The 25,448-nt window shown below is 44.5% G+C and carries 20 protein-coding genes and 5 tRNA genes; 11 read left to right on the top strand and 14 right to left on the bottom strand.

Annotated features, from left to right (window positions below; all coding sequences use genetic code 11):
- Window positions 1-6: 6 nt before the first annotated feature.
- From AC0KUT_RS08045 to AC0KUT_RS08030, 4 genes are all read right to left on the bottom strand, one after another.
- Window positions 7-1,536: a glycosyl hydrolase family 28-related protein gene (locus AC0KUT_RS08045; protein ID WP_488834947.1), complete on the bottom strand. Its 1,530-nt coding sequence runs from the start codon at window positions 1,534-1,536 to the stop codon at window positions 7-9.
- A 173-nt stretch (window positions 1,537-1,709) separates the two neighbouring features.
- Window positions 1,710-2,924, bottom strand: coding sequence for a glycoside hydrolase family 5 protein (locus tag AC0KUT_RS08040; RefSeq protein ID WP_488834945.1), 1,215 nt, complete (start codon window positions 2,922-2,924; stop codon window positions 1,710-1,712).
- A 326-nt stretch (window positions 2,925-3,250) separates the two neighbouring features.
- Window positions 3,251-5,581 carry a hypothetical protein gene (locus tag AC0KUT_RS08035; protein WP_488834944.1) on the bottom strand — a complete coding sequence of 777 codons (2,331 nt, stop codon included), beginning with the start codon at window positions 5,579-5,581 and terminating at the stop codon, window positions 3,251-3,253.
- Between the two features lie 374 nt (window positions 5,582-5,955).
- Complete coding sequence (locus tag AC0KUT_RS08030; protein ID WP_488834942.1) at window positions 5,956-7,446, bottom strand: right-handed parallel beta-helix repeat-containing protein; 1,491 nt, start codon at window positions 7,444-7,446, stop codon at window positions 5,956-5,958.
- A 477-nt stretch (window positions 7,447-7,923) separates the two neighbouring features.
- On the opposite strand from AC0KUT_RS08030, the gene uxaC reads away from it, so the two are divergent.
- Together uxaC and AC0KUT_RS08020 are read left to right on the top strand one after the other, a co-directional pair.
- Entirely contained in the window at window positions 7,924-9,336 is a 1,413-nt protein-coding gene (gene uxaC / locus AC0KUT_RS08025) for a glucuronate isomerase (protein WP_488834941.1), read from the top strand.
- Window positions 9,333-10,832 (top strand): mannitol dehydrogenase family protein, encoded by a 1,500-nt coding sequence (locus AC0KUT_RS08020; RefSeq protein WP_488834939.1) that lies wholly within the window; start codon window positions 9,333-9,335, stop codon window positions 10,830-10,832. The genes uxaC and AC0KUT_RS08020 overlap by 4 nt, the downstream gene beginning before the upstream one ends.
- A gap of 86 nt (window positions 10,833-10,918) precedes the next feature.
- On the opposite strand, the gene AC0KUT_RS08015 is transcribed toward AC0KUT_RS08020, so the two are convergent.
- Window positions 10,919-11,614, bottom strand: coding sequence for a FadR/GntR family transcriptional regulator (locus AC0KUT_RS08015; protein WP_488834937.1), 696 nt, complete (start codon window positions 11,612-11,614; stop codon window positions 10,919-10,921).
- Window positions 11,615-11,916: 302 nt separating this feature from the next.
- On the opposite strand from AC0KUT_RS08015, the gene AC0KUT_RS08010 reads away from it, so the two are divergent.
- From AC0KUT_RS08010 to AC0KUT_RS07990, 5 genes are read left to right on the top strand one after another with little or no spacing between them, the layout of a single operon-like run.
- The gene (locus AC0KUT_RS08010) at window positions 11,917-12,843 is read left to right on the top strand and encodes a sugar kinase (protein WP_488834936.1); all 927 of its coding nucleotides are present in this window, start codon (window positions 11,917-11,919) and stop codon (window positions 12,841-12,843) included.
- Between the two features lie 49 nt (window positions 12,844-12,892).
- Window positions 12,893-13,885 carry a TRAP transporter substrate-binding protein gene (locus tag AC0KUT_RS08005; RefSeq protein ID WP_488834935.1) on the top strand — a complete coding sequence of 331 codons (993 nt, stop codon included), beginning with the start codon at window positions 12,893-12,895 and terminating at the stop codon, window positions 13,883-13,885.
- A 1-nt stretch (window position 13,886) separates the two neighbouring features.
- A complete protein-coding gene (locus AC0KUT_RS08000) occupies window positions 13,887-14,411 on the top strand; it encodes a TRAP transporter small permease (protein ID WP_488834933.1) in 525 nt (174 codons plus the stop codon).
- Between the two features lie 11 nt (window positions 14,412-14,422).
- Entirely contained in the window at window positions 14,423-15,721 is a 1,299-nt protein-coding gene (locus tag AC0KUT_RS07995) for a TRAP transporter large permease (protein WP_488834931.1), read from the top strand.
- 50 nt (window positions 15,722-15,771) lie between these two features.
- A complete protein-coding gene (locus tag AC0KUT_RS07990) occupies window positions 15,772-16,644 on the top strand; it encodes a substrate-binding periplasmic protein (protein WP_488834929.1) in 873 nt (290 codons plus the stop codon).
- 173 nt (window positions 16,645-16,817) lie between these two features.
- Here the strand turns inward: AC0KUT_RS07990 and AC0KUT_RS07985 are convergent.
- Both AC0KUT_RS07985 and AC0KUT_RS07980 read right to left on the bottom strand, forming a co-directional pair.
- Window positions 16,818-16,905 (bottom strand) — tRNA-Ser (locus AC0KUT_RS07985).
- 159 nt (window positions 16,906-17,064) lie between these two features.
- Complete coding sequence (locus AC0KUT_RS07980) at window positions 17,065-17,628, bottom strand: nitroreductase family protein (protein ID WP_488834928.1); 564 nt, start codon at window positions 17,626-17,628, stop codon at window positions 17,065-17,067.
- A gap of 217 nt (window positions 17,629-17,845) precedes the next feature.
- Between AC0KUT_RS07980 and AC0KUT_RS07975 the strand changes: the two genes are divergently transcribed.
- Together AC0KUT_RS07975 and AC0KUT_RS07970 are read left to right on the top strand one after the other, a co-directional pair.
- Window positions 17,846-19,090, top strand: a complete 1,245-nt coding sequence (locus AC0KUT_RS07975) for a hypothetical protein (RefSeq protein WP_488834926.1) — start codon at window positions 17,846-17,848, stop codon at window positions 19,088-19,090.
- Window positions 19,091-19,379: 289 nt separating this feature from the next.
- Window positions 19,380-20,762, top strand: a complete 1,383-nt coding sequence (locus AC0KUT_RS07970) for an adenylate/guanylate cyclase domain-containing protein (RefSeq protein WP_488834924.1) — start codon at window positions 19,380-19,382, stop codon at window positions 20,760-20,762.
- A 28-nt stretch (window positions 20,763-20,790) separates the two neighbouring features.
- Here the strand turns inward: AC0KUT_RS07970 and queF are convergent, their stop codons facing one another.
- From queF to AC0KUT_RS07955, 3 genes are read right to left on the bottom strand one after another with little or no spacing between them, the layout of a single operon-like run.
- On the bottom strand, window positions 20,791-21,627 hold the full coding sequence (gene queF / locus AC0KUT_RS07965) for an NADPH-dependent 7-cyano-7-deazaguanine reductase QueF (RefSeq protein WP_488834922.1): 837 nt from the start codon (window positions 21,625-21,627) through the stop codon (window positions 20,791-20,793).
- Between the two features lie 26 nt (window positions 21,628-21,653).
- Window positions 21,654-22,427, bottom strand: a complete 774-nt coding sequence (locus AC0KUT_RS07960; protein WP_488834920.1) for an ABC transporter permease — start codon at window positions 22,425-22,427, stop codon at window positions 21,654-21,656.
- A complete protein-coding gene (locus AC0KUT_RS07955) occupies window positions 22,417-23,382 on the bottom strand; it encodes an ABC transporter ATP-binding protein (RefSeq protein ID WP_488834918.1) in 966 nt (321 codons plus the stop codon). Before AC0KUT_RS07955 ends, AC0KUT_RS07960 begins: the two co-directional genes overlap by 11 nt.
- A gap of 65 nt (window positions 23,383-23,447) precedes the next feature.
- Here AC0KUT_RS07955 and AC0KUT_RS07950 point away from each other — a divergent pair, with 65 nt between their 5' ends.
- Window positions 23,448-23,855, top strand: a complete 408-nt coding sequence (locus AC0KUT_RS07950) for a PA2817 family protein (protein ID WP_488834917.1) — start codon at window positions 23,448-23,450, stop codon at window positions 23,853-23,855.
- 142 nt (window positions 23,856-23,997) lie between these two features.
- Here AC0KUT_RS07950 and AC0KUT_RS07945 read toward each other — a convergent pair.
- The 4 genes from AC0KUT_RS07945 to AC0KUT_RS07930 all read right to left on the bottom strand — a co-directional run bounded on the left by AC0KUT_RS07945 (window position 23,998) and on the right by AC0KUT_RS07930 (window position 24,394).
- Window positions 23,998-24,073, bottom strand: a tRNA-Gly gene (locus AC0KUT_RS07945).
- Window positions 24,074-24,077: 4 nt separating this feature from the next.
- Window positions 24,078-24,153: transfer RNA gene (locus tag AC0KUT_RS07940), tRNA-Glu, on the bottom strand.
- Between the two features lie 85 nt (window positions 24,154-24,238).
- Window positions 24,239-24,314, bottom strand: a tRNA-Gly gene (locus AC0KUT_RS07935).
- Window positions 24,315-24,318: 4 nt separating this feature from the next.
- A tRNA-Glu gene (locus AC0KUT_RS07930) sits at window positions 24,319-24,394 on the bottom strand.
- Window positions 24,395-24,624: 230 nt separating this feature from the next.
- Between AC0KUT_RS07930 and AC0KUT_RS07925 the strand changes: the two genes are divergently transcribed.
- On the top strand, window positions 24,625-25,410 hold the full coding sequence (locus AC0KUT_RS07925) for a hypothetical protein (RefSeq protein ID WP_488834916.1): 786 nt from the start codon (window positions 24,625-24,627) through the stop codon (window positions 25,408-25,410).
- The last annotated feature ends 38 nt before the right edge of the window (window positions 25,411-25,448 follow it).

Genomic DNA, 25,448 nt, shown 5'->3' with positions numbered 1-25,448 from the left:
ACTCCCCTACCAGCTTGCCTGAATATTGTTATCCGCGGCAAGTGTCGAGGTGTTTTTAAACTCTTCACCGCTATTAATAATACGATTGCCGCTAATCACCCAATTTGACGGGCCAGCTTTTGGTTCATCACCTTCGGCATTGTCATCGGTTAAACATATGCCGACATGGCCCACCACTAAATTTTCCACTATTTTATTATTGCGCAATAGACTGTGGCTACTAGAACCCAGACGAATAGCGCAAATGGGTGCTTGAGTGAGGCTATTATTCTCGCGAATAGTATTGTTCTCAATGGTGCTATAGGCAGTGCCGTACTGTACGGTTATACCCCAGGCAGAGCGCTCAATGCTATTGTGATGAATCCAATTATCAATACCCGTTTTATCATGCCCCGCACCTGAATTGCCCAGGGCAATACCCGCACGCTGTGAATTAGTAATTCGATTATGGGATATTTCATTGGCGTACTCGTCTTCGCCATGCAGGTCTATGGCATCTAAGCGAGTTTCGTCAAAGTGATTTCCGGTAATTAAATTATTATGCGCCCAGTACTGCACAATAACAGCGTGACGAATGTAAGGACTGTCGCTAGTATTATTTTCCAAAATATTAAAATAAGTATCCTGCATTGGATCACCTAAATAGGGATTTTGCGCTGCGTTATTGTGGGTTGGCCCCTGAATAACAAAACCATAACCCGCACCACCACCGGCCACATCGGTAGCATTGCGCGCAACCGAATTTTTTACAATCACATCGTGCGAGCCTGCCGCTATTCTAACGCCCATCCGCGAGAATTTTTCCAAAAGTAAATCGTCTAGGGTAATGTTGTAACTATTGGCACCGGTGGCTATAGCATACTTAGGGCCACCCACCTCTGGGTTATTCACACTGGTATCGGTTGAGTAATTTCCCGACCAATTAGAGGTAAAGGTAATACTCCTAATGAGAATATTATTTTTACCGTAAATATTTAGACTAGTACCTTCATTTTGCAGATTAGATTTAAAAATAGTTTCGTCGCGGCTCTTGCCCTGCAACTGCAGATCGCTTTTTGGCAGTGAAATACTGCGAATATTGTAGATACCCGCTGGAAAAAAAACCTGAGTGCCCGCCGTAGTTTGCGCATCTTTCAATACGGCTTCAATAGCCGCCTGATCGTCACTCGCTGAATCAGCCAAATCAATGCTGTGGCCCAACTCCGCCGCGCGGGTAACCACATCAATAATTTTAGTGGGCGCCGCAATGCTATGGGGTTTATGTAGGCTGCCATCGGCATTGCGCAGCCCTGGATTACCGGCGGGCACCTGCTCCGCCATAGCAGAACTTACCGCCGCACTCGATAGACTAACCACAGACGCGGGAGCGGAAGAGCTGCTGTCACTGACCGCCGATGATAGCACTTGGACACTCGATGCCTGCACCACCGGACTGCTTGCCCCAGGGTTGGTCGCAGACGGGCTGCCACTGCCGCCACCACAGGCGACAAGCCCCAATGCACACAAAGGAATTAGGTATCCGCTGTAATTATTCATATCATTTTCTCATCTATTAAATTAAGACTAAATGCGAGTCGTAAAGACTAAAATTTTACCTTATAAATTTTTATTTTATGGAAATATTTTATTAAAAACACAGTATTGAAAATACAAAAACCCCCGAGCTAAATACTTAGCTCGGGGGTTTGAAAAACAAGATATATAACTAATTAATAGGCGCGAACTTTAATATAACGACAGCTATTGCCAGCGCTATTTGCAAACTTCAACAGGGTGCCAGTTATATTGGATACAGACACATAATTGCTATTAATGGTCGCACTGCCAGACCCGTCCACCGAAGTGGCTTGGCCGCGGAAATCACAGGATGAGTTAGTATCGCTATCCCAAAACTGTAGTGTCGAGCCGGCAAGGTTGCTATTAAAGCGCGCGCACACACCATTGCTTAAGGTCAGCTCAGTACGGGCCCCAAAGCTAACATTTACATAGCTGCTGCAACCGCCAGTCGCGGGCGCAGAGGAAACGGAAGAGCTGCTAGAACGCACGCTGGAGCGCGAGCTAGGTACAGAAGAGGAGCTAGGTGCTACCGACGAACTGGATACTGAACTTGTAGTAGCGCTATTAGCAGGCCAATTTAAAATAATATCTTTTGCTAGGGCTCCCGATGCCGTTAGTTGAGAATTAACCCAATTACCCGCAGGGCTTGCGCCCGATTTCAATGCCGATGCACCTTCATTTTTGTCGTTTAACGCCCAGTTCGCATGGCTAATTTTATTGTCCTTCATGAACTTAACCCAAGCGGCTGTTTCACTATTAGCGATACTGCCATTGCCATCTGCATTGACAGAACCCCACTCAGTTACAAATAAAGCTATGCCGTTATTGAGTGCAGTTTGCGCCTTATCGCGTAGGTATTGCGTGTGAGTGCCCGCATAAAAATGCAAGGTATAGGCAATATTTACTTGGCCAGTAATTTTATCGCGCGAGGCAATATCTACATCCTGCGACCAAGTTGGGCTGCCTACAATAATTAAATTGTCAGGATCTATAGCGCGAATAGCATTAATCACCGCGATTGAATAGGGCTTAACTTTCCCAGCCCAGGTCACATCATTTTTAGGTTCATTAAAAATTTCATATATCACATTGGGTTTATTGCCATAGGTGCGCGCCATTTCTTCAAAGAAGGCTATAGCTTGAGCCTGATAGTTGTGCGCATAGTGTGAATGCCAATCGATAATCACATACATATCATTGGCGATGGCGGCATCAACAACTTTTTTAACGCGATCTTTATTGGATGCATCGGATAAATAGCCACCATTTTCCTCAACCCCCATAGCAGCACGCACCAAATTTGCATTCCAGTCGCGCTTAAGCCAAGCGATGGTATCGGCATTGTAGTATTTCCCCCCCCCCCCCAACCGGTATTGCTCCAGAACAAGCTCATACCCGCGAAGCTTACATCTTGGCCCCCTGCCTGAATTTTAGTGTCCTTCACTGTTAACGGCGCCACGCCAGCCGCAGCAGAAAGGCTAAGTAGCGATAGCATCATAGCCGCGCCAACTGCGAACAATGAACTGCTTTTAAATTTATTTTTACAATGAATTATATCGGTTAATATTTTCATTAGATTGACCTTTTATAAAAAAATTAATGATCATTATTAATAGGGGCTTTAGCTATTGTTGACTAAAAACCCCCTCTAACCTAACGCCTAAAAAAACGTTTAATAGCTAGGCTCTGGTAGTTAATAGGCACGCAGTTTTAAATAGTTACAGTTTGAACCTGCAGCAGGTGTGAATTTAAAAATAGTGCCTTTCAAACCAGAACTGGCAGCATAGTTACCGGTAATTGCAAGGCTGCCTTGAGCATCCACCGAGGTGGCGGTGCCGCGATAATCACAGCTGCTGTGGGTATCACTATCCCAAACCTGTAAATTATTTCCCGCTAGGCTTCGGTCAAAACGAACACAGCTATTTGCCGACAAGGTAACTTCAGTGCGCGCATCCCAAGGCACATCAATATAACTAGCACAGCCAGCTGCAGGCACTGAAGATGCACTGCTGCTAACGCGCGAAGAGCTGATCAGAGAAGAGCTTAGTGACGACGAACTAACTGGCGAGGAGCTAACTGGCGAGGAACTAGAACGCGAAGAACTCACTAAAACTGAACTGCTGGAACTTGCTAGGCTGCTAGAGCTAGAGCTAGAGGCAATACTGCTAGAGGCGACTGAACTTGAACCAGGCAATGAACAAACAACCGAGGTATTAGCGGCTCTAAGGGTAGCGCCCGAAAAACTGCAGTTAGCATTGACACCTAAGTTAGGCGCAGCTTGATAATTTTGCGTCTCTTGATGAGTCCAAGTTGGTATAGCTGAACCATTGAGTGCAAGATGCTGCCAATCGCTACCCGCTACACTATTTCTGTCCCATCCAAATTGATAAATGGTATTTGAATGTAAACCATAGGGTGCGTAATCCACATAGGGGCCATTGGCAACCAATTGTTTTTTCATGGAGTTGCGGAAAAACACATTTTGCGGGCCAGAAGCACCTGACCATCCACCGGCATGCTCACCCGCCGCCCACCAAATAGGAAACCAAGTACCCGAGTCATCGCCGCTATAGCAATTTGGGTTGCAGTCACGATGATAAAATGGAATCGCAGAAATATTATTTTCAATCAGATTGTTACGCTCCCAACCACCGTGAAGGTTAATATCAACATCCAAATTATTACCGCTAATGACATTGCCAGAGGCAGACCACTGCAGTGTTATATGACGCAGGCTGCGCAGGGTATTATTTACAATAAGGCTGTCCCACAACTTACTGTTTCTAAAGTAACCATTGCCACCCTTACCTTTATTCCATGAACCCTCTAAATAGTTATTCTCGAATTGCAAATTTTTTGCCATTTCGGTCACTATAGGGTGAGAGCCGGTCATGTAGGTTTTAATATTGCGCGCATAGCTATTTAAGGCCCACTTAAATACTAAGCCGTTCATTGCCTTTAAATAATCAAGGTTGTTGTAATTATTCATCGCATTGGCTGCCGTCAAATTACCTGGCGCGGTTTGCGTTAAGTAAAAGTCTTCGAAGCCTACGCCTTCAATCATAGTCAGTGCTGCCGCCCTACTATTATAAGAACCACCAATAGCACTAGAACCATCGGCAGTACTGGTCATAGGCAAATCAAACTCTAAAGGCTTATCAATGGTGATTGTTTTTGCGGTTGCATCTATCGCAACCACTCGGGCAATTTGCTGACGCATATGCATATCGATACGATCTGCCGCCAACACACCCTGCTGGTCGTACATTTTATTGGTGTTGGCTGCACCTACCCAGGCATAACCACCTACCACAAAACCTTTTATGGCTTTAAGGCTAATAGTCGTTGCGCCAGCCGTTGCATTTTGCATTACATTTTGATGTTTCCAATGCACATTGACGGTACCTTCGTAAATATCTTTACGGTTCTCTGGTGCATTGGCATAGGCAGTGGCATAGCCCGAATGAACCTCGCGGGTTTGCACTCTAAAGGCACCGCGCCCTGGCCAGAGCCAACCGCCATTGCCACCCCCGGCATCAGTCATTCCACCCAAATCAAAATCTATAATGCTGTCGTAGGCAGTGTTTGCATCTGGATTAAAAACAATTTTTGTCGCACTCGCGAGCGCAGGATTATTGCCCTTGCCACGAATGATTAAAAAATTCGCATCCACATGAATTTCTTTAGAGATGTTAATCGTGCCCGATGGCAATTCGATGAGCGACAAGTTGTTATAGCCGCCCGTGCAATTGCTGCGCACAAAATCTATTGCCTGCTGAATGGCAGCGCTGTCATCCACATTGTCATTAGCCAATAGATTAAAATTTTGCGCTAGTTCATTGGCAGTTATGACACATTGCGCATTAGTGGTAATGTCACTCGCACTAGGCAATCCAGCCCCTGCGCGATAGCCCGCTTTACTCCAATCAGGTAAACTTGCGGCGCCTAGCATAGGCGACATTAGCAACAGCATACTTGACATCAAAGCCGATATTTTAGCTTTCCTTTTTAGATGACCTTTCATAAAGAACCCTCATTATTGATTATTAATTTTTTGTTCAGATCCTGAAAATAGCGCTCCTATGTAACCTCTTCCTACAACTATTTACGTCTTTAAATTAATTACCCCCCTTGTTATTGACTTGCAAACCCTTGCACATAATTCCCACTGCACGAAAATTAAAATTTTAATTTATACGGTAAAAAATTATGCGTACCCCCTCTGCAGTGATTATCCTGTTTGAGATGTATCTACTTACAAAACACTGAGCTTTCCATGCAAGAATACTGGCTAGCATGCTCAGGCTTACTAGCGAATAAACTTATTATGGAAAAGCGCAATATTAGATTTGTAAAAAATGGCCATAGCAATCTATGGCCATTTTTGTGGAGTAGAACTTAGTAAGCTCTAAGTTTTAAATATTTACAGGAGGAGCCAGCTGCTGCGGTGAATTTCAATGTTGTGCCTGTGACAGCGCCAGTCACATAGTTGCCATTAATGTTCACACTACCTGTGCCATCAACCGAGGTAGCCGTACCGCGATAGTCGCAGGACGTATTGGTGTCGCTGTCCCAAAATTGCAGTGAAGAACCGCTCAAGCTGCGATCAAAGCGCGCGCAGATTAAATTGCTAATGGTAACTTCAGTGCGCTGATTCCAAGGTGCATCTACATAGCTCGTGCAACCCGTTGCGGCAGCCGATGACGATGCGGCAGAAGATGACCTAGGCACAGAGGAACTTGATGATGAAGCAGGCGCAGAGGAGGAGGGCCGCGAAGAGGCGGGCGCTGAACTGGCCGCTAAAGAAGAGCTTGCAGGGGCGTTAGTATAATTACCCGGCGCCGGAATATTGCTGGGTATATTGCTATCTATAGATGCCGCAGCCCAGTTGCCAGCAATGCGATCGCTGCGGCCATCTAAACGCTTATTATCGCTCGCCACATGATTTACACCCACAGAGGCAAACAATAAATAATCATTGCCGCCATCCAAATCGACTTGATTGCCGATAAAGGTGTTGTTGTCCGCTTCACTGTGGGTTTCAAACGCATGCTTAATGTTACTTTCGCCATTGCGATAAGCTTTATTGCCGCGAATGACCGCATTTTTACCTTTGATATCAATAAAGCCATCGGCAGAATTTTGCCCGGAAATACCAACACCATTCATGGTGTTAAATTCAAATACCGTGCCCGAGGTGCCCTCTTTAATATCGATATGCTCAGCCGCAATACCTGGGCCAATAGTATTGCCACCAATCACGTTGTTATTACAGGCAGCGCCGTAGACATAACCTTTGCCGTCATCGGAACCTGGGTGAGAGCCCACGTAAAATGCTTCACCTGTGCCGGGGCTTTTTAAGCCGGTGTTATACACCTTGGAGTTTTTAACTAGATTATTAGAGCTGTTGTCGCGCAGGTGAATCGCCTCTTCACCAATATTGTGCACCACAACATTATCAATAATGGAGCGATTAGAGTTGTCTAAAACTATGCCTTTAGCCGAGTTAGTTACTTCGATATCTTTAATGATCCAATAGTCGCCAGTAATATAAAGGCCAATTTTTTTGTCGTAGGTAGCGCCGCGCAACACTTGGCGATTAGTCGCACTGGCACTGCGTAGGGTAATGGGTTTTTGCACGGTGCCATTGGCGCTGCCAAAATAGTGCGCATTTGAAAAGCCACTCAAACTTCCTGTCGCCACGCTTTCATAGCCACCGGATTGCAATACAATTTCATCACCCGCCACAGCGGTTTGTATGGCTTGCTGTAACTCTTCCCCACTGTAAACATCTACTCGTGCTGCCTGAGCATCAAAAACGCAGGCCATTAGCAACAAGGAAGAACAGAGATTGGCGCACGTAGATATGCGCAGCTTAGGATTTTTCATGATTATGTACCCGTCTATTTATTGTCATTAGGTATTTATTGTCATTAGGTATTTATTGTCGTTGGCCGCTTAGAGCAATACTTCACCAGCCGACTAAAGATACACCCAACAAACTGGTAAGACAACCAAACCAAATAACCAAAACGGCATATAAAGTCACAAAAACCATAAATTAATCTCTAAAAATATCAAAAAACTCTAAAATTTGCCTTTTTCAATGTATTTATGTCGCGGCAAGTACAAACATTGGATTGATGGCCTTACCAATATGAGATTATAATCCAGTAGCCATAGAGAACTACCTGCCTCGGTTTAATGCAGTAAAAGGAGATATCTCTGCGAGCGCCATAAATGCAGCTCGGCACACAATTGAAGCTCGGAAGCCATCAGCTCACACAGAAAATAACGAAGGGAAACGAATACTTTGTATTTCCTGCCGTGTGCTTTCACGCAATTTATTGATATGAGACTTATCCTGTGCCTAAAAAACTACACCTTCACCCAGACCGACTATTTCCTGCTAATGACACCACACGCAGCATCGCACGCCGACTTTACAATGAAATAAAAACATTGCCCATTGTGAGCCCTCACGGCCATACGGATCCTCGCTGGTTTGCCCACAATGAGAATTTTTCTAATCCTACAGAACTACTTATAAAACCAGATCACTACGTATTTAGAATGCTTTACAGCCAAGGGATTAGCTTAGCGGCGCTCGGGCTTAAATCTAAAGAGGACAATAGCGAACAAAACCCACGTAAAATTTGGTCGATTTTCGCCAATCACTATCATTTGTTTCGTGGCACGCCTTCGCGCCTCTGGCTGGACTATGTATTCCATGAAGTATTTGAATTGGAATACTGCCTATCATCAGCAACAGCTGAGCTTTATTACGACAGTATTAATGAAAAACTACAGCAAAATGCTTTTAAACCACGCGCACTTTTCGAAAAATTTAACATTGAATTGCTAGCCACAACAGAGTCACCACTGGATGACTTGAGCCACCATCAAGCTATTCAGTCATCAGGCTGGCAGGGAAAAATAATTACAGCATTTAGGCCAGATCCTGTTTTAGACCCTGAGTTTGAGGGGTTTCAGAGCAATCTTTTGCAACTCGGAAAAATAACAGGTGAAGATGTATCGTCTTTTACAGGCTATTTAGCTGCGCTAACTGATCGCCGCCACTATTTCAAACGCCATGGTGCCACCTCAACTGATCATGGGCACCCTTCCGCACTGACTGCAGACTTATCAACGACGGATAAAGAAAAGCTCTATCAATTAGCATTCAGCGGAAAAATCAATAAGCAGGAAGCAGAACTATTTCGCGGACAGATGCTTACGGAAATGGCCGCGATGAGCTTAGAAGACGGTTTAGTAATGCAGATTCACCCTGGCTGCTTTCGCAATCACAATCAAGATGTGTTTTCTCGTTTTGGGCGCGACAAAGGTGCAGATCTACCCTTAGCAACTGAGTACATTAACAATCTTCGCCCCCTACTGACCAAATATGGAAACGACCCACGCTTAAATATTATTTTATTTACTCTGGACGAAACAACCTATAGCCGCGAGTTAGCGCCCCTAGCAGGGCACTACCCAAGTTTAAAACTAGGCCCCGCTTGGTGGTTTCATGACAGCCCCGAAGGAATGCGCCGTTTCCGTCAACAAACCACAGAAACCGCTGGTTTTTATAATACAGCTGGCTTTAATGATGACACTCGCGCGTTTCTTTCCATACCGGCACGTCATGATGTCGCGCGGCGCATGGACTGTGGATTTTTAGCAGAGCTCGTAGCAGACCATCGTATCGATGAAGATGAGGCTCATGATCTTGCCATTGATTTAACCTACAACCTTGTAAAAAAGGCGTACAACTTATGATGCAAAATAAACCATCAAGCAGTCCCCACACGCTTAACGCTTCAAACTTAGTGCACGCAAATAACTGTCGCCTCCCCAAATATATTCCAAATGCACATAGCTGTGGCATCGCACATATTGGTATTGGTGCATTCCACAAAGCCCATCAAGCAGTTTTTACTCATGAGCTATTAAATCAACAAGGTGGAGATTGGCGCATAGCGGCTATTAGCTTGCGGAATCCTACTGCGCGCGATCAACTGGCCGCGCAAGATGGCCTTTACACGCTGGTAGAGAAAAGTGATGGGACAGTCAGTTACAGCGTTATAGCGTCAGTAGCAAAAGTGCTCGTAGCACCGGAAGACCCCACCGCAGTCATTAACCTATTAGCCGATGAAGCCATTAAGGTGGTGACACTCACCATTACCGAAAAAGGCTATTGCCAGCACAAGGGGGTATTAGATATACACAGCACCGATATCCGCAAGGATCTTGCTACGCCTCATACACCAACAACTATGCCCGGGTTTCTTGTTGCAGCCTGCGCACAACGCCGCGCACAACAACGCTCAGGTTTTAGCGTTATTAGCTGCGACAACTTACCGCACAACGGTCGCATTACTCGTGCAGTAGTCATTGAGTTCGCAGAAAGAATAGATCCACTTCTCGCCGAATGGATTAACGCTAATGTATCTTTTTGCAGCTCCATGGTTGATCGAATTGTGCCGGCAACTACTGTAGAAGATATTACTACAACCCAGAATCATATAGGCTTAGTTGATCAAGCCACTGTCATTAGTGAACCTTTCCGGCAATGGGTGATAGAAGACAATTTTTGCAACGCACGGCCTGATTGGGAAAAAGTGGGGGCCTTAATTGTGAAAGATGTTACCCCCTATGAGACCATGAAATTACGTTTGCTTAACGGTAGCCATTCGGCACTGGCCTATCTCGGCTTCTTGGCTGAACATGAATATATCCATCAAGCCATTGCTGACCCACAACTATTAAAACTTATAGAAAAATTAATGGACGAAGAAGTTACACCGACCCTTCAAGTGCCAAGTGGTTTTAACATTGAAACTTACAAAAAAAATATTCGTGCTCGATTCGCAAATAGCTTAGTGCCCTACAAAACCACTCAGGTTGCGAATGATGGCTCACAAAAGCTGCCACAACGCTTACTGTTAGCAGCCGACGAGTTACTTCAAGCGGGCATCTACCCTGCCACTATCACCCTTATAATTGCCGCCTGGTTTCGCTTTTTGGAAGGAGAAACGCCGGAGGGTAACGGCATGGAAGTTAATGACCCACTTGCCTCACTACTCACACCTTTAGCACGCGAATATCGTCACAATGAAGTAGAGCAAGTACGCAAGCTTATGGCCGCTGCAGGAATTTTTCCTATTAGCCTGAGCACACACTCAAAACTCATTGAAGATATAGCGCACTGGCTTAAATTACTGCATCAATTAGGGGCGCGCGCAACAATTGATCGCTTTCTTCAAAGCCAATAATGTACACATGTTAATATACATACAATAAATTTTAAGCATAAAAAAAGCGGCCTGAATGAGGCCGCTTTTTTATGCAGGAGTCGTAACTACGACTCTTTTCCGAAATGCGCTGCCGCTGCTGCGGTGGCATTTTCAATATGATTCTTCATCGCCATGCGCGCTTTTTCTGGATTGCGTTTCTCTAACGCTTCGACAATACGCTTATGATCATTGATCGAAGGATGAATACCCTCCTTACGGATTCGCTCCAAAAATGCAGTGCTTAATGCCGATTGATTACGCAACTCCCACAACCAATTAACAACAGAAAAAATAGCACTGTTCTGCGAAGCCTCTGCAATAATACTGTGGAACTTCCAGTCTGCTTTTTCTGAAGCATCATCCTTTTTCTCTTCCTCTTCCATTTCACGCAAAACTTCTTTTAATTGCAAAATTTGCTCATCCGTTATACGCGCTGCAGCCAAGGCGCATGCCTCAGACTCAACAATATAGCGAATCTCTAAAATCTCAAAAGGGCCAACACCTTTATCAGCACTATCCAAGGTGGGCTTCTTCTTGGTGACATAAATACCAGAACCCGTGCGAATTTCAATAATGCCCGATAACTCTAATGCAATCATCGCCTCACGAATTGTAGGGCGGCTAACACCGAGCTTCTCAGCGAGATCCCGCTCTGCAGGAAAGCGCTCACCTGGCTTTATAGAGCCATCATGAACCAACTTTGAAAGCTGTTCAGCCACCTTTATATAAAGCCTGTCTGTTTTAACTGCTTGCAATTCCACGCTCTAGGTCCTCACGAATTATTAAAGGTTTACAGGGATCATTGCAGCATTCCGCTTTGCTATCTGACCACTTAAACACATATTTTGGCTATTCGAACAAAATGTTTTCACTCAAATAGTTTGGTATATAACCCAATATAACAGTTGGTGGCATTGTATTCGAATTTTATATGAAGTTTGACCAATAAAAGTTTATAGCCCTCATAGTTTCACCTTGCATTCAAAGGAGACAACCCATTAATATGGTAAGGTGGCATTACCAATTAAACCAATCTAACCTTGCAAGATAATAGGAGCCTACTTTGAAACTAGCCGCCATCGGAGAATGCATGTTGGAGCTATCCACCAGCGATCAAGCGCTATACACACTTGGCTTTGGTGGCGACACACTTAATACCGCTATCTATTTAGCTCGCAACGGTGGCGATGTGGATTATGTGACCGCACTGGGGGATGACGCCTTTAGCACGCAAATGATAGGTCACTGGGAGAATGAAGGTGTAGGAACAGCATTGGTTATGCGAAAGCCCAACAGCTTACCAGGCCTCTATATGATACAAACCGATCACTCGGGCGAGCGCAGTTTTAGCTACTGGCGCCAGCAGGCACCTGCAAAGACACTGCTAGAGGACTGGCCAGACATACTAAAAGAACTACAAGGTTATGACTACATCTACCTCAGCGGTATTACCCTTTCTCTGTATTCAGATACAGCGCGTGAAGAATTATGGAGATTCTTGACGCAGTATCGCCACCATGGCGGCAAGGTTGTATTTGATATTAATTATCGCCCTGCAAGCTGGCCTGAACACGACAAAGCATTGCACGTATTCGAGCAAATGATTCAGCTAACTGACGTAGCCTTACCCAGTTTTGATGATGAAAAATTGCTTTATGGCAGCCACACCATCGAGCAATGCTTAGCACGTTACATAGCTGCAGGCGCCATGGAAATCGTCATCAAAGATGGCAGCAATGGCTGCTTACTCTATAGCAATGGGCAAAGCACTCATATAACAGTACCACTCAAGATCACTCCATTAGATACAACAGCTGCAGGAGACTCCTTTAATGGCGCTTATTTGGCCGCGCGCCTGCAACAAGCAACTCCTATCGACGCGGTTAAGTCTGGACAAAGCTGCGCAGCATTAGTTATTCAGCATCGCGGCGCCATCATTCCGCGTCACCTCATGCCTACGAAAACAAGCGCCAACAGTAGCACGCGATAATTGGGTACATATAAATTTATAACCACAACCTCATAAAGAGAAAAGCAGAATGATTGTTCTAAAAATTCATTGGCCACTAAAGGTAGCTTCTTTATTTTGCCTGCTTTGGCTTAGTGCCTGCGGTCATCACGAAGAGCAAACAACCTTACGTTTGGCGCATACACTTGATGCACAGCACCCTGTCCATAAAGCGATGATCTACATGAATGAACGCTTGCTGCTGCACTCAAAGGGCGCCATGAAGCTTGAAATCTATCCATCTGGGCAATTAGGTTCCGAGCGAGAAGTGATAGAGCTTTTACAAATTGGCAGTTTGAGCATGACTAAAGTATCCGCCAGCTCTATTGAGGCCTTCGTTCCCCAAATGAAAATATTTAGCCTTCCTTATTTATTTTCCTCCCAAGATCATCTATGGCGAACATTAAATGGTGACATAGGCAATGAGCTACTAAATGCAGGCCTACCCTATCGAATTAGAGGCCTCGGCTATTACGATGCAGGCAGCCGCAGTTTTTATTCAACCAAAAAACAAATTAAAAGCCCAAATGACTTAGTCGGAATGAAACTTCGCGTACTCAGCAGCCAGTCCGCCGTTGAAATGATAAAAGCTATGGGCGGCTCTGCAACTCCCATTTCTTGGGGCGAACTCTACACCTCTTTACAGCAAGGCGTAGTCGATGGAGCAGAAAACAATCTTCCTAGCTTTTATCTTTCTAAACATTATGAAGTCTGTAAATTCCTAATTCTTGATGAGCACACATCTATTCCCGATGTCATGATTGTGAGCAGCAGAGTATGGGACAAACTCACCACACAAGAGCAACAGTGGCTAAAAATTGCCATGGATGAATCGACTGAATATCAACGCAACCTATGGCAAAAGGCATCAGATGAAGCACTTGCCGCTATAACTACAGCAGGCGTTCAGGTCATTACCGCGGATAAATCGCAATTTCAAGCCAGCGTTGAGAACTTATTAGAAGCCCAAGCGCAGACTGAGCTTGGGCCACTTATACATCGCATTAAAAAAATAGAGCCATAGTATGAACCCATTAAATAAAATAATTGCAAAAATAGATAACTTTATTAAGCACCTATTAAACTTTTTATTAGTTTTTTTGGTGGCCGATGTGAGCTGGCAAGTAATCACTCGCTTTGTACTGCCAGAGCCAAGTTCCTATACCGAAGAGATTGCACGCTTCCTATTGATTTGGATAGGCTTACTCGGTGCGGCCCACGCATATCGCCAGAAAATGCATTTAGGCATAGATTATTTCTCACAAAAACTATCCTTCAATAAACAAAAATATCTAACTTTAGCGGTTTATCTCTCTTGTGGTTTTTTTGCCCTAAGCATCTTAATTATTGGCGGAAGTAGCCTTGCCTTACTAACCCTAGAACTCAATCAAATATCACCTGCCCTCGGTATAAAAATGGGCTATGTATATATGGTACTGCCGCTAAGCGGAAGCTTAATACTACTCTACAGCCTTGAACTCATCATGGAATCCATCAATCAAACTGGTCCGGAACAGCAAAATATCGCGCCCAAAGACTTTCTAAATTAAAAGGTTAAAAAATGGAAACCACCACGCTCATTCTACTGTTTTGCTTCACTATTTTATTACTTGCCAATGTACCCATTGCTATTGCGATTGCTCTTGCCACACTCGCCACTATGCTTACAACGGTTGATGGCCTACCCGCTGTTACGACCCTAGCTCAGCGAATGTGTGCCGGCATGGATAGCTTTGCATTACTTGCCATACCGTTTTTTATCTTTTCAGGGTTTTTGATGGGTCAAGGTGGAATTGCTCGACGCTTAATTGAGTTTGCAAAAGTACTTGTTGGGCAGCTACCCGGCGGCTTAGCTTTTGTAAATATTATTGCCTGTACACTTTTTGGCTCTATTTCAGGGTCGGCAGTTGCGGCCACCTCCGCTATCGGCGGCTTTATGATTCCCGCCATGAATAAAGAGGGTTACGATCGAGACTTCAATACCGCAGTTACCGTAACTGCATCAACTACAGGAATGCTAATTCCACCAAGTAATATTTTGATTATTTACTCGCTGGCCAGTGGTGGTGTATCTATAGCTGCACTTTTTATCGCAGGTTATTTACCTGGAATATTGGTAGCACTTTTACTCATGATGGTCTGTGGCATCTATGCAAAGAAACGCGGATACCCTGTAGGTGAGCGAATTTCATTTGCAACTGCTATTAGTAAAACACTGGGATCCCTGCCAAGTCTTTTTCTTGTTGTCTTAATTATTGGTGGAATTATTGGTGGTTACTTTACCCCCACAGAAGCAGGCGCTATTGCAGTTATTTATTCACTATTGCTGTCAATGGTTATCTACCGCGAAATAAAACTTAAAGACTTACCCGACATCCTTTCTAAGTCTGTCACCACCACAGCGATAGTCATGTTACTCATAGGCTCATCGGCCGCCATGTCTTGGATGCTATCTTACGAAAATATTCCGCAACAACTTAGCGCAGGGCTACTCAACATAACCCAAGATAAATTAATGGTGTTATTGCTAATCAATTTAACCTTGTTAGTTGTAGGGACCTTTATGGACATGACCCCAGCTGTGCTCATTTTTACTCCCATATTTTTACCTATTATGGAGTCCATCGGCATATCACCACTGCACTTTGGCATCATGATGATTCTCAACCTATCAATAGGCCTTTGCACACCACCTGTGGGAAGCGTGCTGTTTGTAGGCTGCAGCATAGGAAAAACAAGCATTAGTAATCTCATAAAACCGTTACTACCGCTCTACTTTGCCATGTTTATGGCACTTGCTTTAGTGACAATTTTTCCTGCCATCAGTGAGTTTTTACCACGACAACTAGGCTTATATTAGCCAATGACAAAATCACTACGCATTTATAAATTAGAGCGGAGACTATAAATATGATGACTAAAAAACGTGCTGCTATTATGTTAAAAGTTTTGCTGTTAATGACTATAGGTATCGCAATCATATGCCGAGCCGAGGATCATGTTATTCGACTCAACACGGCTAGCGGAGCCAAGGCCGATTACGTAGTGAGCATATTAAAGCTGGCATTTGCACACACCGACAAAAGCTATAAAATTATCAGTGATGCAACACCGTCAACTCAATCGCGTATTGAAGAGGAAATGAAAAGCGGAAACCTTGACCTGATGTGGGCATCAACCAACAAGGAAAAAGAAAATGAATTTTTACCGATTCGTATCCCATTACTCAAAGGACTCTTAGGTTACCGTCTATTGTTAATTCGCAGCGATGATCAAGCAAAATTTGATAAAATTTTCACCCTGAATGACTTTAAAGATATTACTCTCGGCCAAGGTAGGACTTGGGCCGATACCAAAATACTCGAAGAGAATCAGTTAAAGGTAATCAAAACCAGTAAAATTCCTAGTTTGTTCCACATGCTTGATGGGGGACGCTTTGACGCTTTTCCTCGCGGCGCCAGTGAGCCCTTTGTAGAAGTAAAAAAATATCCATCCTTGCGTTTAAAAGTTGAAGACAATTTAGTGCTGCAATACACCATGCCATTCTATTTATTTGTCAACAAGGGCAATAAAAACCTCGCCAGAGACTTAGAGCTAGGCTTAAACCGCGCCATAGAGGATGGTAGCTTCGAAGAAGTTTTTCTTAAAAACCCGACGGTAAAAGACATGCTAGAACAAGCCCGGCTGAATCAGCGTAGAGTTATCCATCTGGATAACCCAACACTTCCGATCGAGACACCTCTTGATCGTGCAAATTTATGGATTGATCTCAGCACTTTGTAAGAATCATTATTAACACCCAATCTGCAACTTAAAGCGGGCGTATTAGCAGTAGGCACTGAAAAATAATCCTTAGACTTTTTGCGCGTTGTCAGCGATAAATCTAAAGCCCCTACGTAAGGTAGGAACCACAAAAAAACCCCAGCGGCGCGAGCCTCTGGGGTTTTCTTTAAAAATGGCGGTGAGAGAGGGAGTCGAACCCTCGATACCTTGCGATATACACACTTTCCAGGCGTGCTCCTTCGGCCACTCGGACACCTCACCGTATTAATTAGTTCGCAATTAACCTTCCTGATCAATTGCCTGTCATTTAACGCCGAGTGCGCAATGCCAGTATTTCCTAGACTTCAACAATTTTCTAGGCTGCTGCCATACCCTGTCGAAGGCGCGCTAATGTACACAAGCAGCAGCCTAAACGCAACGCTATTTCATAGGCCAAGCGCTAAAAAAGTCCTTAAGCACCATTTCACGCGGGCTTCCGATAGGTCGTAAAGGCGTCCCTAAATAAATAAAACCTACAATTTCTTCTCCCCCAGTCAATCCGAGCCCCTTTTTAACCTGAGCAGAATATGCCATTTCGCCTGTCCGCCACACGGCGCCAATATTTAGGGCAAATGCTGCAGTGATCAAATTCTGAGCCGCCGCCCCAGCAGATATTAATTGTTCAATAACAGGCACCTTAGGGTGATCCTGACACCGTGCTATAACGATACAAATTAGCGGCGCACGCTTAGGCATTTCCTTTAAACGCTCTATTTCCGTCGAGGTTAATGCTTCATTTTTGGCTTTAGCCGCCCCAACGAAGAGATCACCAAGCTGATCTAGCCCTTCCCCCTCTACGAACAGGAAATGCCAAGGCCGCAGAAGACCGTGATCCGCAGCGCGCATTGCGGCCTTAAGCATTGCTTCACGTTGCACTTGAGTTGGTGCAGGCAAGCCTAATCTAGGTGCAGATACACGCTGCTGCAGTACGTCAATAGCATTCATAAAACCCTCATTTGTCACAAATTAAATTATTTTTGACCGTAACCAACCTTAGTTGGGGGCGATCATTCGAATATCAGGCATTTCTATACCATACTTGACCATGCGAGCCACTCAATCAAGCATTGTAAATTCGCCTGCCCCCTAAGCCATAGGCACGCGCACTCATTGAAAACGACTCACTCGCTTGAGAAATAGCGGGAGAATACTAGAGAGAAGTATGCAATTACCCCTTATTGTACTGGCCATCGCGGTAGAAGCCTATGTTGTGTTGCTAATTGCAGCAATTGCACTGGCACTCTATTCACGCAAGCAAAAAAAGATACTCCGCCGACAACAAGAGAAACTCTTGGAATTTATCCATGAGCTAAAAAAACCATCAGCCACTGAGGCTGCACCTCCCGCTAAAACTTACCGCCAGTATATTAATGAGCAAATAGACACCACGCAGGAGCGGTTCTCATTACTCGCCCCTACGGGCGATATAGGCACCCATTTGGATGTGCAAGCACCCGCAAAGCAACAGGTCATCGCCTTGCGCTATGCGTTTTTAAGAGCAGAAGAATTAGGCACTATAGAAACAATTGGTAGCGATGACTATTGGAGTATTTTTTTACAAACGCTAGAACCCCTTCTTCCAGCCCACAAGGGGGATAGCGAAGAACTAGACACATACAAGAAGAGAGTTGAAAATCTAGAAAAGTTTAAAAAGCTATTTTTTGACTTAGAAGAGCGCTGGAATAAAGCGCAAAACCAAGCTGAAGATCATTTCAACGAGCTATCTACCTACGCTGACTCTGTAGCCGACCAGGAGCACTACACACAGCTACTTAATAATTACCGTGATCTCTATGAAGGTGTTGGCGAACATATACATAAAACTAGCCTTACGGTTTTAGGGCAACCACAAGAACATAAAACCATCAATATTATTCGTCAAGATCCTCGCGCCGCAGAAGAAATCATGAAATTACGCAATGTCGCGGCCGATCAACATCGCGTCATTAGCAACCTACAAAAGCAACTGGATTCCGCGAGCAGCACAGAAGAAAAGATCGCCTTAATTGGATCGCTTGAACAACAACTGCAGCGTCAAATACGCTTTGTACAAGAATCAGACACCTGCGTACAACTGCTAGAAGAAGAACTTGATAAAGCACATCAACAATTACAACAACAGGAGCAAACACTACAAGATGGGTTATTACTAGGAGAGGAAAATACACGTATTAAAGAAACACTCAATAGTTTTAGCATGGAAAGCAAAGACTTAATGGCCAGTCTCGAAAAAATAGAAGATGAGTGCCAGCAGCTAAAAAAATCACAGCACTCAAGCGCGAACAATACCGACGCAGACATCGCCGCCACTACCACTGCGCTCGAACAAACCAAAGCAGATTTAACCACGCTACAAAAACAGTATGCCGAATTGGAAGAAAAATATTTAGACTTAAAGCTTAAATAATATTTCTTGCAGCGCTCCAGAAAACTAAACAGCAGCACATTAAGTAAGAATTACCTATATGCAGAGCAAGTGAAAGCTCAAAAGGCATTCGCCAAACAAGGGGTATCTATTCATATAACTTAATGAATCGAATTAATTAACTCCCATAAGATTCAATCATAACCACCCTTAGCGCATGAATGTCGCGCAGAGTAATAGACTTTTTCGGCAAAAAGCCGTTTAATTCAAGTCTTTCGGTTTGAAAGTATGTTATCGCCAACCGAACACATAACAACAAGGCGTCTCATTCATGAACAGCAAGCTTGATACAGAACAATTACATACAGAAACCCCTATTCAACAATACTACTTTCGTGCACTTATTTGTTTTGCAGCGGCAGGAACACTTGCCTCATTCATAAATTGGAGTGAACCCAATCTGCTCCACATGGCGGTTATGGCCGTTCTACTGCTCTACGCTTACGGAAGTTACCTGCTTACCCGCAAACTCCCTCCTGAGCAAATTGGGAGGATTAATCGCTGGCTCTCTTATGTGGATGCAGGACTCATAGGCTTAGTGCTAAGCCTCACTGACTTTAGTATTCTGCCCTGTGTCATGTTTTTAACCATGATTCAATTCAATGCTCTCATTAGCGGCGGGCTGCGTAAGCTAATGGAGGACAACAGCGCATTTGCTGTAGGCATACTCTTTAGCCTTGTCATCCACAAACCCCAAATGGTGCTCTCTAGCAGCATAGAGATTAGCGCGGCCAGCCTTATCGGCGTTGCAACCTACTTTCTGGTCTACGCTATTTACATGCACCAGCGTTTCCATAAACTGATGCTCAGCCAAAAACAGCTAGAAAACGAACAAAAGTGGCACAAAATTCGCGCCTATAAACTTTCCCGCTATTTGCCACCCACCGTCTGGCAAGCCATCAATCGTGGTGACGACAAAAATCTACAAGCAGAACGTAAGCGCATCACCATCTTTTTTTCTGATATCAAAGACTTCAGCCAGCTCTCAGAAGAGATCGAAGCAGAAGCACTCACCGAGCTGCTCAACCACTACCTAACCGAAATGTCAAAAATTGTCGCTCACTTTGGTGGCACTATTGATAAGTTTATGGGTGACGGCATGATGGTATTGTTTGGCGATAGCATCAGTAAGGGCGTTAAAGACGACGCTACGCGTTGCACCGCCATGGCAATCGCCATGAAAAAGAAAATTAAATCCATGCAGCTCGAGTGGTACAACCAAGGTATTAAAAAACCGCTGCAAGTGCGCATGGGCATCAATACAGGCTATTGCACCGTGGGCACATTTGGTACATCCAATCACCTAGACTATACCGTACTCGGCACCCAAGTGAACCTCGCTAGCCGCCTAGAGTCAGCCGCAGAACCTGATGAGATATTAATATCACATGAAACCTGGTCGCTGGTAAAAGACATTGTGATGTGTCGCGACAAAGGCGAAATACAAGTAAAAGGCTTTTCCCTACCGGTAAAAGTGTACCAGGTTGCCGACTTGCGCAAAGAGATGGGGAAAAATCAGAGTTACTTTGAAGATCGTGCAGAAGGTTTTTCAATGTACTTGGATGTGGATAAGATTCGAAATTACGACAAACAGAAAGTGATAGAGTCACTACAGCGCGCCGCTGAGCGACTCAAAGATCAGATAATTGTGTAAGACTGATCATACCACCGAGAAAACATAATTATTGCCGCAACAAACGCAGTTTCGGCACCACAAATCCTTTATCGGTGGATCTATAGGGATTGATATCCAACCCACCGCGGCGCGTATAGCGTGCATACACACTCAATTGAGTCGGTGCACATTCACGCAAAATATCGCAAAATATTCGCTCCACACAGTGCTCATGAAAATCTTGGTGCTCTCGAAAAGAAATTAAATAACGTAATAGGTTTCCCTCTGGGATCTTAGCCCCAGTATAGCTCACCTCAATACTTGCCCAATCTGGTTGGCCCGTAACGGGGCAATTAGTCTTTAATAAATGGCTATGCAAGGCTTCAGTCACCACTTCCGGCCGAGAACCCACGTCCTCGCGTAACAATTCAGGCTCAGGATGATAAACCGACACTGAAATATCCATATCATCAATACAACGCCCTGCGAAACTCACAATCGCATCCAAACTATCGTTCATACGCTGCGTCTGCAAACTACGCAGATTAACTGATACTGACGCAGCAGCAGCCCGAGACAAATCCTGAGCCAGAAGCTGCTCCACATCTTGGAGCGAGGCAAATCGACTCTGATTCAAGGAATTTAAATACAACTTAAACGATTTAGATTCGATAATAAATTCACTGCAGCAAGGAATAAAAAACTCTGCCACCGCCACAATAGGCTTACCTTTTAAATCAAGCCAAGACAGCTCATAGCCAGTCCATACATCCACCCCATGAAAAGGTAGCTCACCCACCAAACCTAAGAGACTGCGAGACTCAGCACGCACTATAGGGAAGAGCAACTGAGGCGCATATTCAGACACATACTCTGTCTGCTGGCCAAGCGGATTTACCTGCATAAATCTAACCCTTTCATATACAAAACTTAAGCGCGCAGACGCTTACCTGATTTCAACAAATACATGCCTACAGCAAACAGTATAACGACACAAAATGCCAAGCCTGTGAAGGCCATAGTAATATTAACATCTGAAATACCGAGCATACCGTATCGAAATGCATTCACCATATGCAATATGGGATTAAATACAGAAACCTGTTGCCAAAATTCAGGCAATAAATTGATCGAATAGAAGACGCCACCAAAATAAGTCAGCGGCGTCAACACAAAAGTAGGCACGACAGAAATATCATCGAAGGTATTGGCATAGACAGCATTAATAAACCCAGCCAAAGAAAATAACACCGATGTCATTAACACAATAGATATTGTAATAAAGCCATGCTGAATATGCAGGTCAGTAAAAAAAAGCGACATCAGGGTAACAATTAAACCCACCGCTAAACCACGCGCCACGCCGCCCATGACATAACCCAATAAAATAATGTAATTTGGCGTAGGGGAAACAAGAATCTCTTCAACGCTGCGCTGAAATTTCGCACTAAAAAATGATGAGGATACATTCGCGTAAGAATTAGTGAGCACCGCCATCATAATTAATCCCGGCGCCACAAACTCGATATAGCTAAAACCACCCATATCACCAATACGACTGCCAATCAACTTTCCAAAAATTACAAAATACAGCACCATGGTGATAGCAGGGGGCAATAATGTTTGAATCCATATCCGCGCAAAACGCTTAATCTCTTTACGCAATATTGTAATAAAGGCTATCCATTGTTCATTAAAGGTCATTATTTGAGCCCTCTTTAACTGCAGCCTTATAGGTCGCTTTTTTGTTGGCGTCCACCATGGCAACAAACATCTCTTCAAGCCGATTTGCCTTATTGCGCATACTCACAATTGTTAAACCCAAAACACTCAATTGCGTAAACACCTGATTGAGAGAGCGCCCCTTCTCCACTTCCACCTCAAATGAATGAGTGTCAATTTTTTGAGTTTTATAATCCACAAGCTGCGGTGCGTCGACCAATTCGCCCTGCACATCAAAAATAAACACCTCTTTGTTCAACTGCTGCAGCAAATTTTTAACACTGGTATTTTGCACAATAACGCCTTGATCAATAATAGCGACATTACGGCAGAGGCTTTCTGCCTCCTCCAAATAGTGCGTCGTCAAAATAATCGTCGTGCCCGCCGCGTTTATTTCGCGTAAAAACTCCCACATAGAGCGCCGCAACTCAATATCAACACCGGCAGTAGGCTCATCCAAAATTAGCAGCTTGGGCTCATGCACTAGCGCACGCGCTATCATCAAGCGGCGCTTCATACCGCCCGAGAGCATGCGCGCAGGTGTACTGCGCTTATCCCATAGGCTTAGCTTTTTAAGGTATTTTTCTGTTTGCGCCTGCGCCTGCTTGCGAGGCAAACCATAAAAGCCCGCCTGCTGAATTACAATATCCTCAACCTTTTCAAACATGCTGAAGTTAAACTCCTGAGGCACCACACCCAGAAATTTTTTCGCTTGCGAAAAGTCTGTATCAATATTTTTACCAAAAACCTCTACACTGCCCGTCGTTTTGCGCACCAGCGAGCTAATAATACCTATTGTGGTAGATTTTCCGGCTCCGTTAGGGCCAAGTACAGCAAAAAAATCGCCAGGCATTACATCCAGCGATATGCCTTTTAAGGCTTCAAATTTTGAGTTGTACGTTTTGTGCAGGTTTCTTATCGAAAGAGCTGGTGTCATAATCCCTCGCAAAGGCGCTGACAAGTGCGCCCTTCACTATCAGGTTATTGGGTTTGGAAAATTACATGCAAACATCTGTATACGAGCAAGACTATCATACTTATCACCTCAACTTACTGCGCGACATGACTCGCCAAATCGCCCAGCAATATCCATTTATTGGCGATGATTGCCCGCAAGATGATCGCGAGTTTATCGCGCTATTACAGCAGCTAGGAGAAAGCACAAAGGACTCTGAATTTTTAATCAAGGGACAAGACTTACTGTGCAAGATTGTTTCTGCTTACGCCCATCTTATGCCGCTGGTGTATCGCGATCTCTTTTGGTTTTTTGGCGGCGACTGCCTACACTATATGCCCGATGAAGAAATTGCCATATTCCAAAACTTAGACGAACAACGCCATGACGCAGAAGCCCAACAGCTACCTTTCTCTTACAAAGATGCTCGCGCAAAAACCATGGGAATACTTTAAATACTAAATTCATAACCAAGCGGATCATATCGCGTTAACCGCAATGATTCGCTACATTAAAAAAGTGAAAATCAAATAAAAGGAAATGCCAAAAGGCGCCGAAGCACCAAGACATTAAAATATAAAGAAGACTTACAAAAACTGGAGCGGGAAACGAGACTCGAACTCGCGACCCCGACCTTGGCAAGGTCGTGCTCTACCAACTGAGCTATTCCCGCTAAATGGCGTCCCCAAGGGGAGTCGAACCCCTGTTACCGCCGTGAAAGGGCAGTGTCCTAGGCCACTAGACGATGGGGACATTTTGATCTGCAAACAACACAGAAAAACGTACTACGCTAACGAAAAACTTTTTAATCCACTTCTCCATATAACACCAGAGAAGTTGGAGCGGGAAACGAGACTCGAACTCGCGACCCCGACCTTGGCAAGGTCGTGCTCTACCAACTGAGCTATTCCCGCTAAATGGCGTCCCCAAGGGGAGTCGAACCCCTGTTACCGCCGTGAAAGGGCAGTGTCCTAGGCCACTAGACGATGGGGACCCAGAAACCTCCTTCAGCTCGTGCGTTGCATCTGCTGCAGAAGTGGGGCGCATTCTATGGATCGACGCCACAGCTGTCAACACTTTTAATTCTTTTTTTATAATAGCGGAAACAAGCACTTAGCTCACTTACTAAAAAAACCTCTATAGGTTTAGGTGCCATTTTTATAGCTGCTATACTGACTCGAAACCTTTTGAATAACCTTTAGCCAAAAAGGCCAAATAAATCCCATGTCTGCCTATATTATCGCCGCCGTCTTCTTGCTTTTGGCATTACTTGCAGGATTTCTTTTTATATCGCATTCCATTGAAAAACGCAGAGTGCGGCGCCTGCGCATCACGACCGCCTTGAAAGCACGACGCAACGGCTTCCGAGATCTCGCTGCCAGCTTCCCAGCCGATTTCTTGCCGCCAGATCTAACCACCCTACTTTATCGCGCCATAATCGACTGTTGCGACAAACTAATACAATTAGACACAAAAGACCCAACACACCAGGAGCAACTCAACTACTACACCAGTTTATTATCCGCACAAAAAGAAGGGGCGCAAAAACAGCGAGCCCGACTAGAGAACCCACAACAAATAAAAGAAGCACGCCAACTACTCAAAGAGCTCAGCAAATTTGTCTATCAACAATCAGCCCTGAAACTCATCAATGAGGCACAAACCAAAAGCTACAATGAACAAATCAATCGTTTAGTATTACAAATGGCAGTAGACACCCATTTGATAAATGCCCGCCAAGCTCAGCAAGCAGGAAAAGTACGCCTCGCCATCCACCACTACTCCCTAGCACGCAAACTCTTGATCAGTGAGAATGCTGCCGGTGGATTTGACAAACAATTACTGCAACTTGACAACCTACTCGTCAAACTCGAAGAAAAAGCGGTAGCAACCGGCAACATACCCGAAAAAGAAGCCACCTCTAACACTCCGCCAGAATCAGTAAATAAAGAATGGGATCAGTTTTCAGAGGAAAGTGAAAACTGGAAGAGAAAAAACATATATGACTAACAACTACTGCGATTAAAAAATTCCCACCATCACTGGCA

This window comes from Cellvibrio sp. 25HG11W-0, assembly GCF_057815475.1.
Note: the sequence above shows the minus strand (reverse complement) of the source record. Positions and strands in the feature narration are given on the sequence as shown.

Excerpts from the sequence above, each read along its gene's own strand:
- AC0KUT_RS08045 (WP_488834947.1), bottom strand. The coding sequence starts at position 1,536 with ATGAATAATTACAGCGGATACCTAATTCCTTTGTGTGCATTGGGGCTT.
- AC0KUT_RS08035 (WP_488834944.1), bottom strand. The coding sequence starts at position 5,581 with ATGAAAGGTCATCTAAAAAGGAAAGCTAAAATATCGGCTTTGATGTCA.
- AC0KUT_RS08030 (WP_488834942.1), bottom strand. The coding sequence starts at position 7,446 with ATGAAAAATCCTAAGCTGCGCATATCTACGTGCGCCAATCTCTGTTCT.
- AC0KUT_RS08020 (WP_488834939.1), top strand. The coding sequence starts at position 9,333 with ATGATGCAAAATAAACCATCAAGCAGTCCCCACACGCTTAACGCTTCA.
- AC0KUT_RS08005 (WP_488834935.1), top strand. The coding sequence starts at position 12,893 with ATGATTGTTCTAAAAATTCATTGGCCACTAAAGGTAGCTTCTTTATTT.
- AC0KUT_RS08000 (WP_488834933.1), top strand. The coding sequence starts at position 13,887 with ATGAACCCATTAAATAAAATAATTGCAAAAATAGATAACTTTATTAAG.
- AC0KUT_RS07995 (WP_488834931.1), top strand. The coding sequence starts at position 14,423 with ATGGAAACCACCACGCTCATTCTACTGTTTTGCTTCACTATTTTATTA.
- AC0KUT_RS07990 (WP_488834929.1), top strand. The coding sequence starts at position 15,772 with ATGATGACTAAAAAACGTGCTGCTATTATGTTAAAAGTTTTGCTGTTA.
- AC0KUT_RS07980 (WP_488834928.1), bottom strand. The coding sequence starts at position 17,628 with ATGAATGCTATTGACGTACTGCAGCAGCGTGTATCTGCACCTAGATTA.
- AC0KUT_RS07975 (WP_488834926.1), top strand. The coding sequence starts at position 17,846 with ATGCAATTACCCCTTATTGTACTGGCCATCGCGGTAGAAGCCTATGTT.
- AC0KUT_RS07970 (WP_488834924.1), top strand. The coding sequence starts at position 19,380 with ATGAACAGCAAGCTTGATACAGAACAATTACATACAGAAACCCCTATT.
- queF (WP_488834922.1), bottom strand. The coding sequence starts at position 21,627 with ATGCAGGTAAATCCGCTTGGCCAGCAGACAGAGTATGTGTCTGAATAT.
- AC0KUT_RS07960 (WP_488834920.1), bottom strand. The coding sequence starts at position 22,427 with ATGACCTTTAATGAACAATGGATAGCCTTTATTACAATATTGCGTAAA.
- AC0KUT_RS07955 (WP_488834918.1), bottom strand. The coding sequence starts at position 23,382 with ATGACACCAGCTCTTTCGATAAGAAACCTGCACAAAACGTACAACTCA.
- AC0KUT_RS07950 (WP_488834917.1), top strand. The coding sequence starts at position 23,448 with ATGCAAACATCTGTATACGAGCAAGACTATCATACTTATCACCTCAAC.
- AC0KUT_RS07925 (WP_488834916.1), top strand. The coding sequence starts at position 24,625 with ATGTCTGCCTATATTATCGCCGCCGTCTTCTTGCTTTTGGCATTACTT.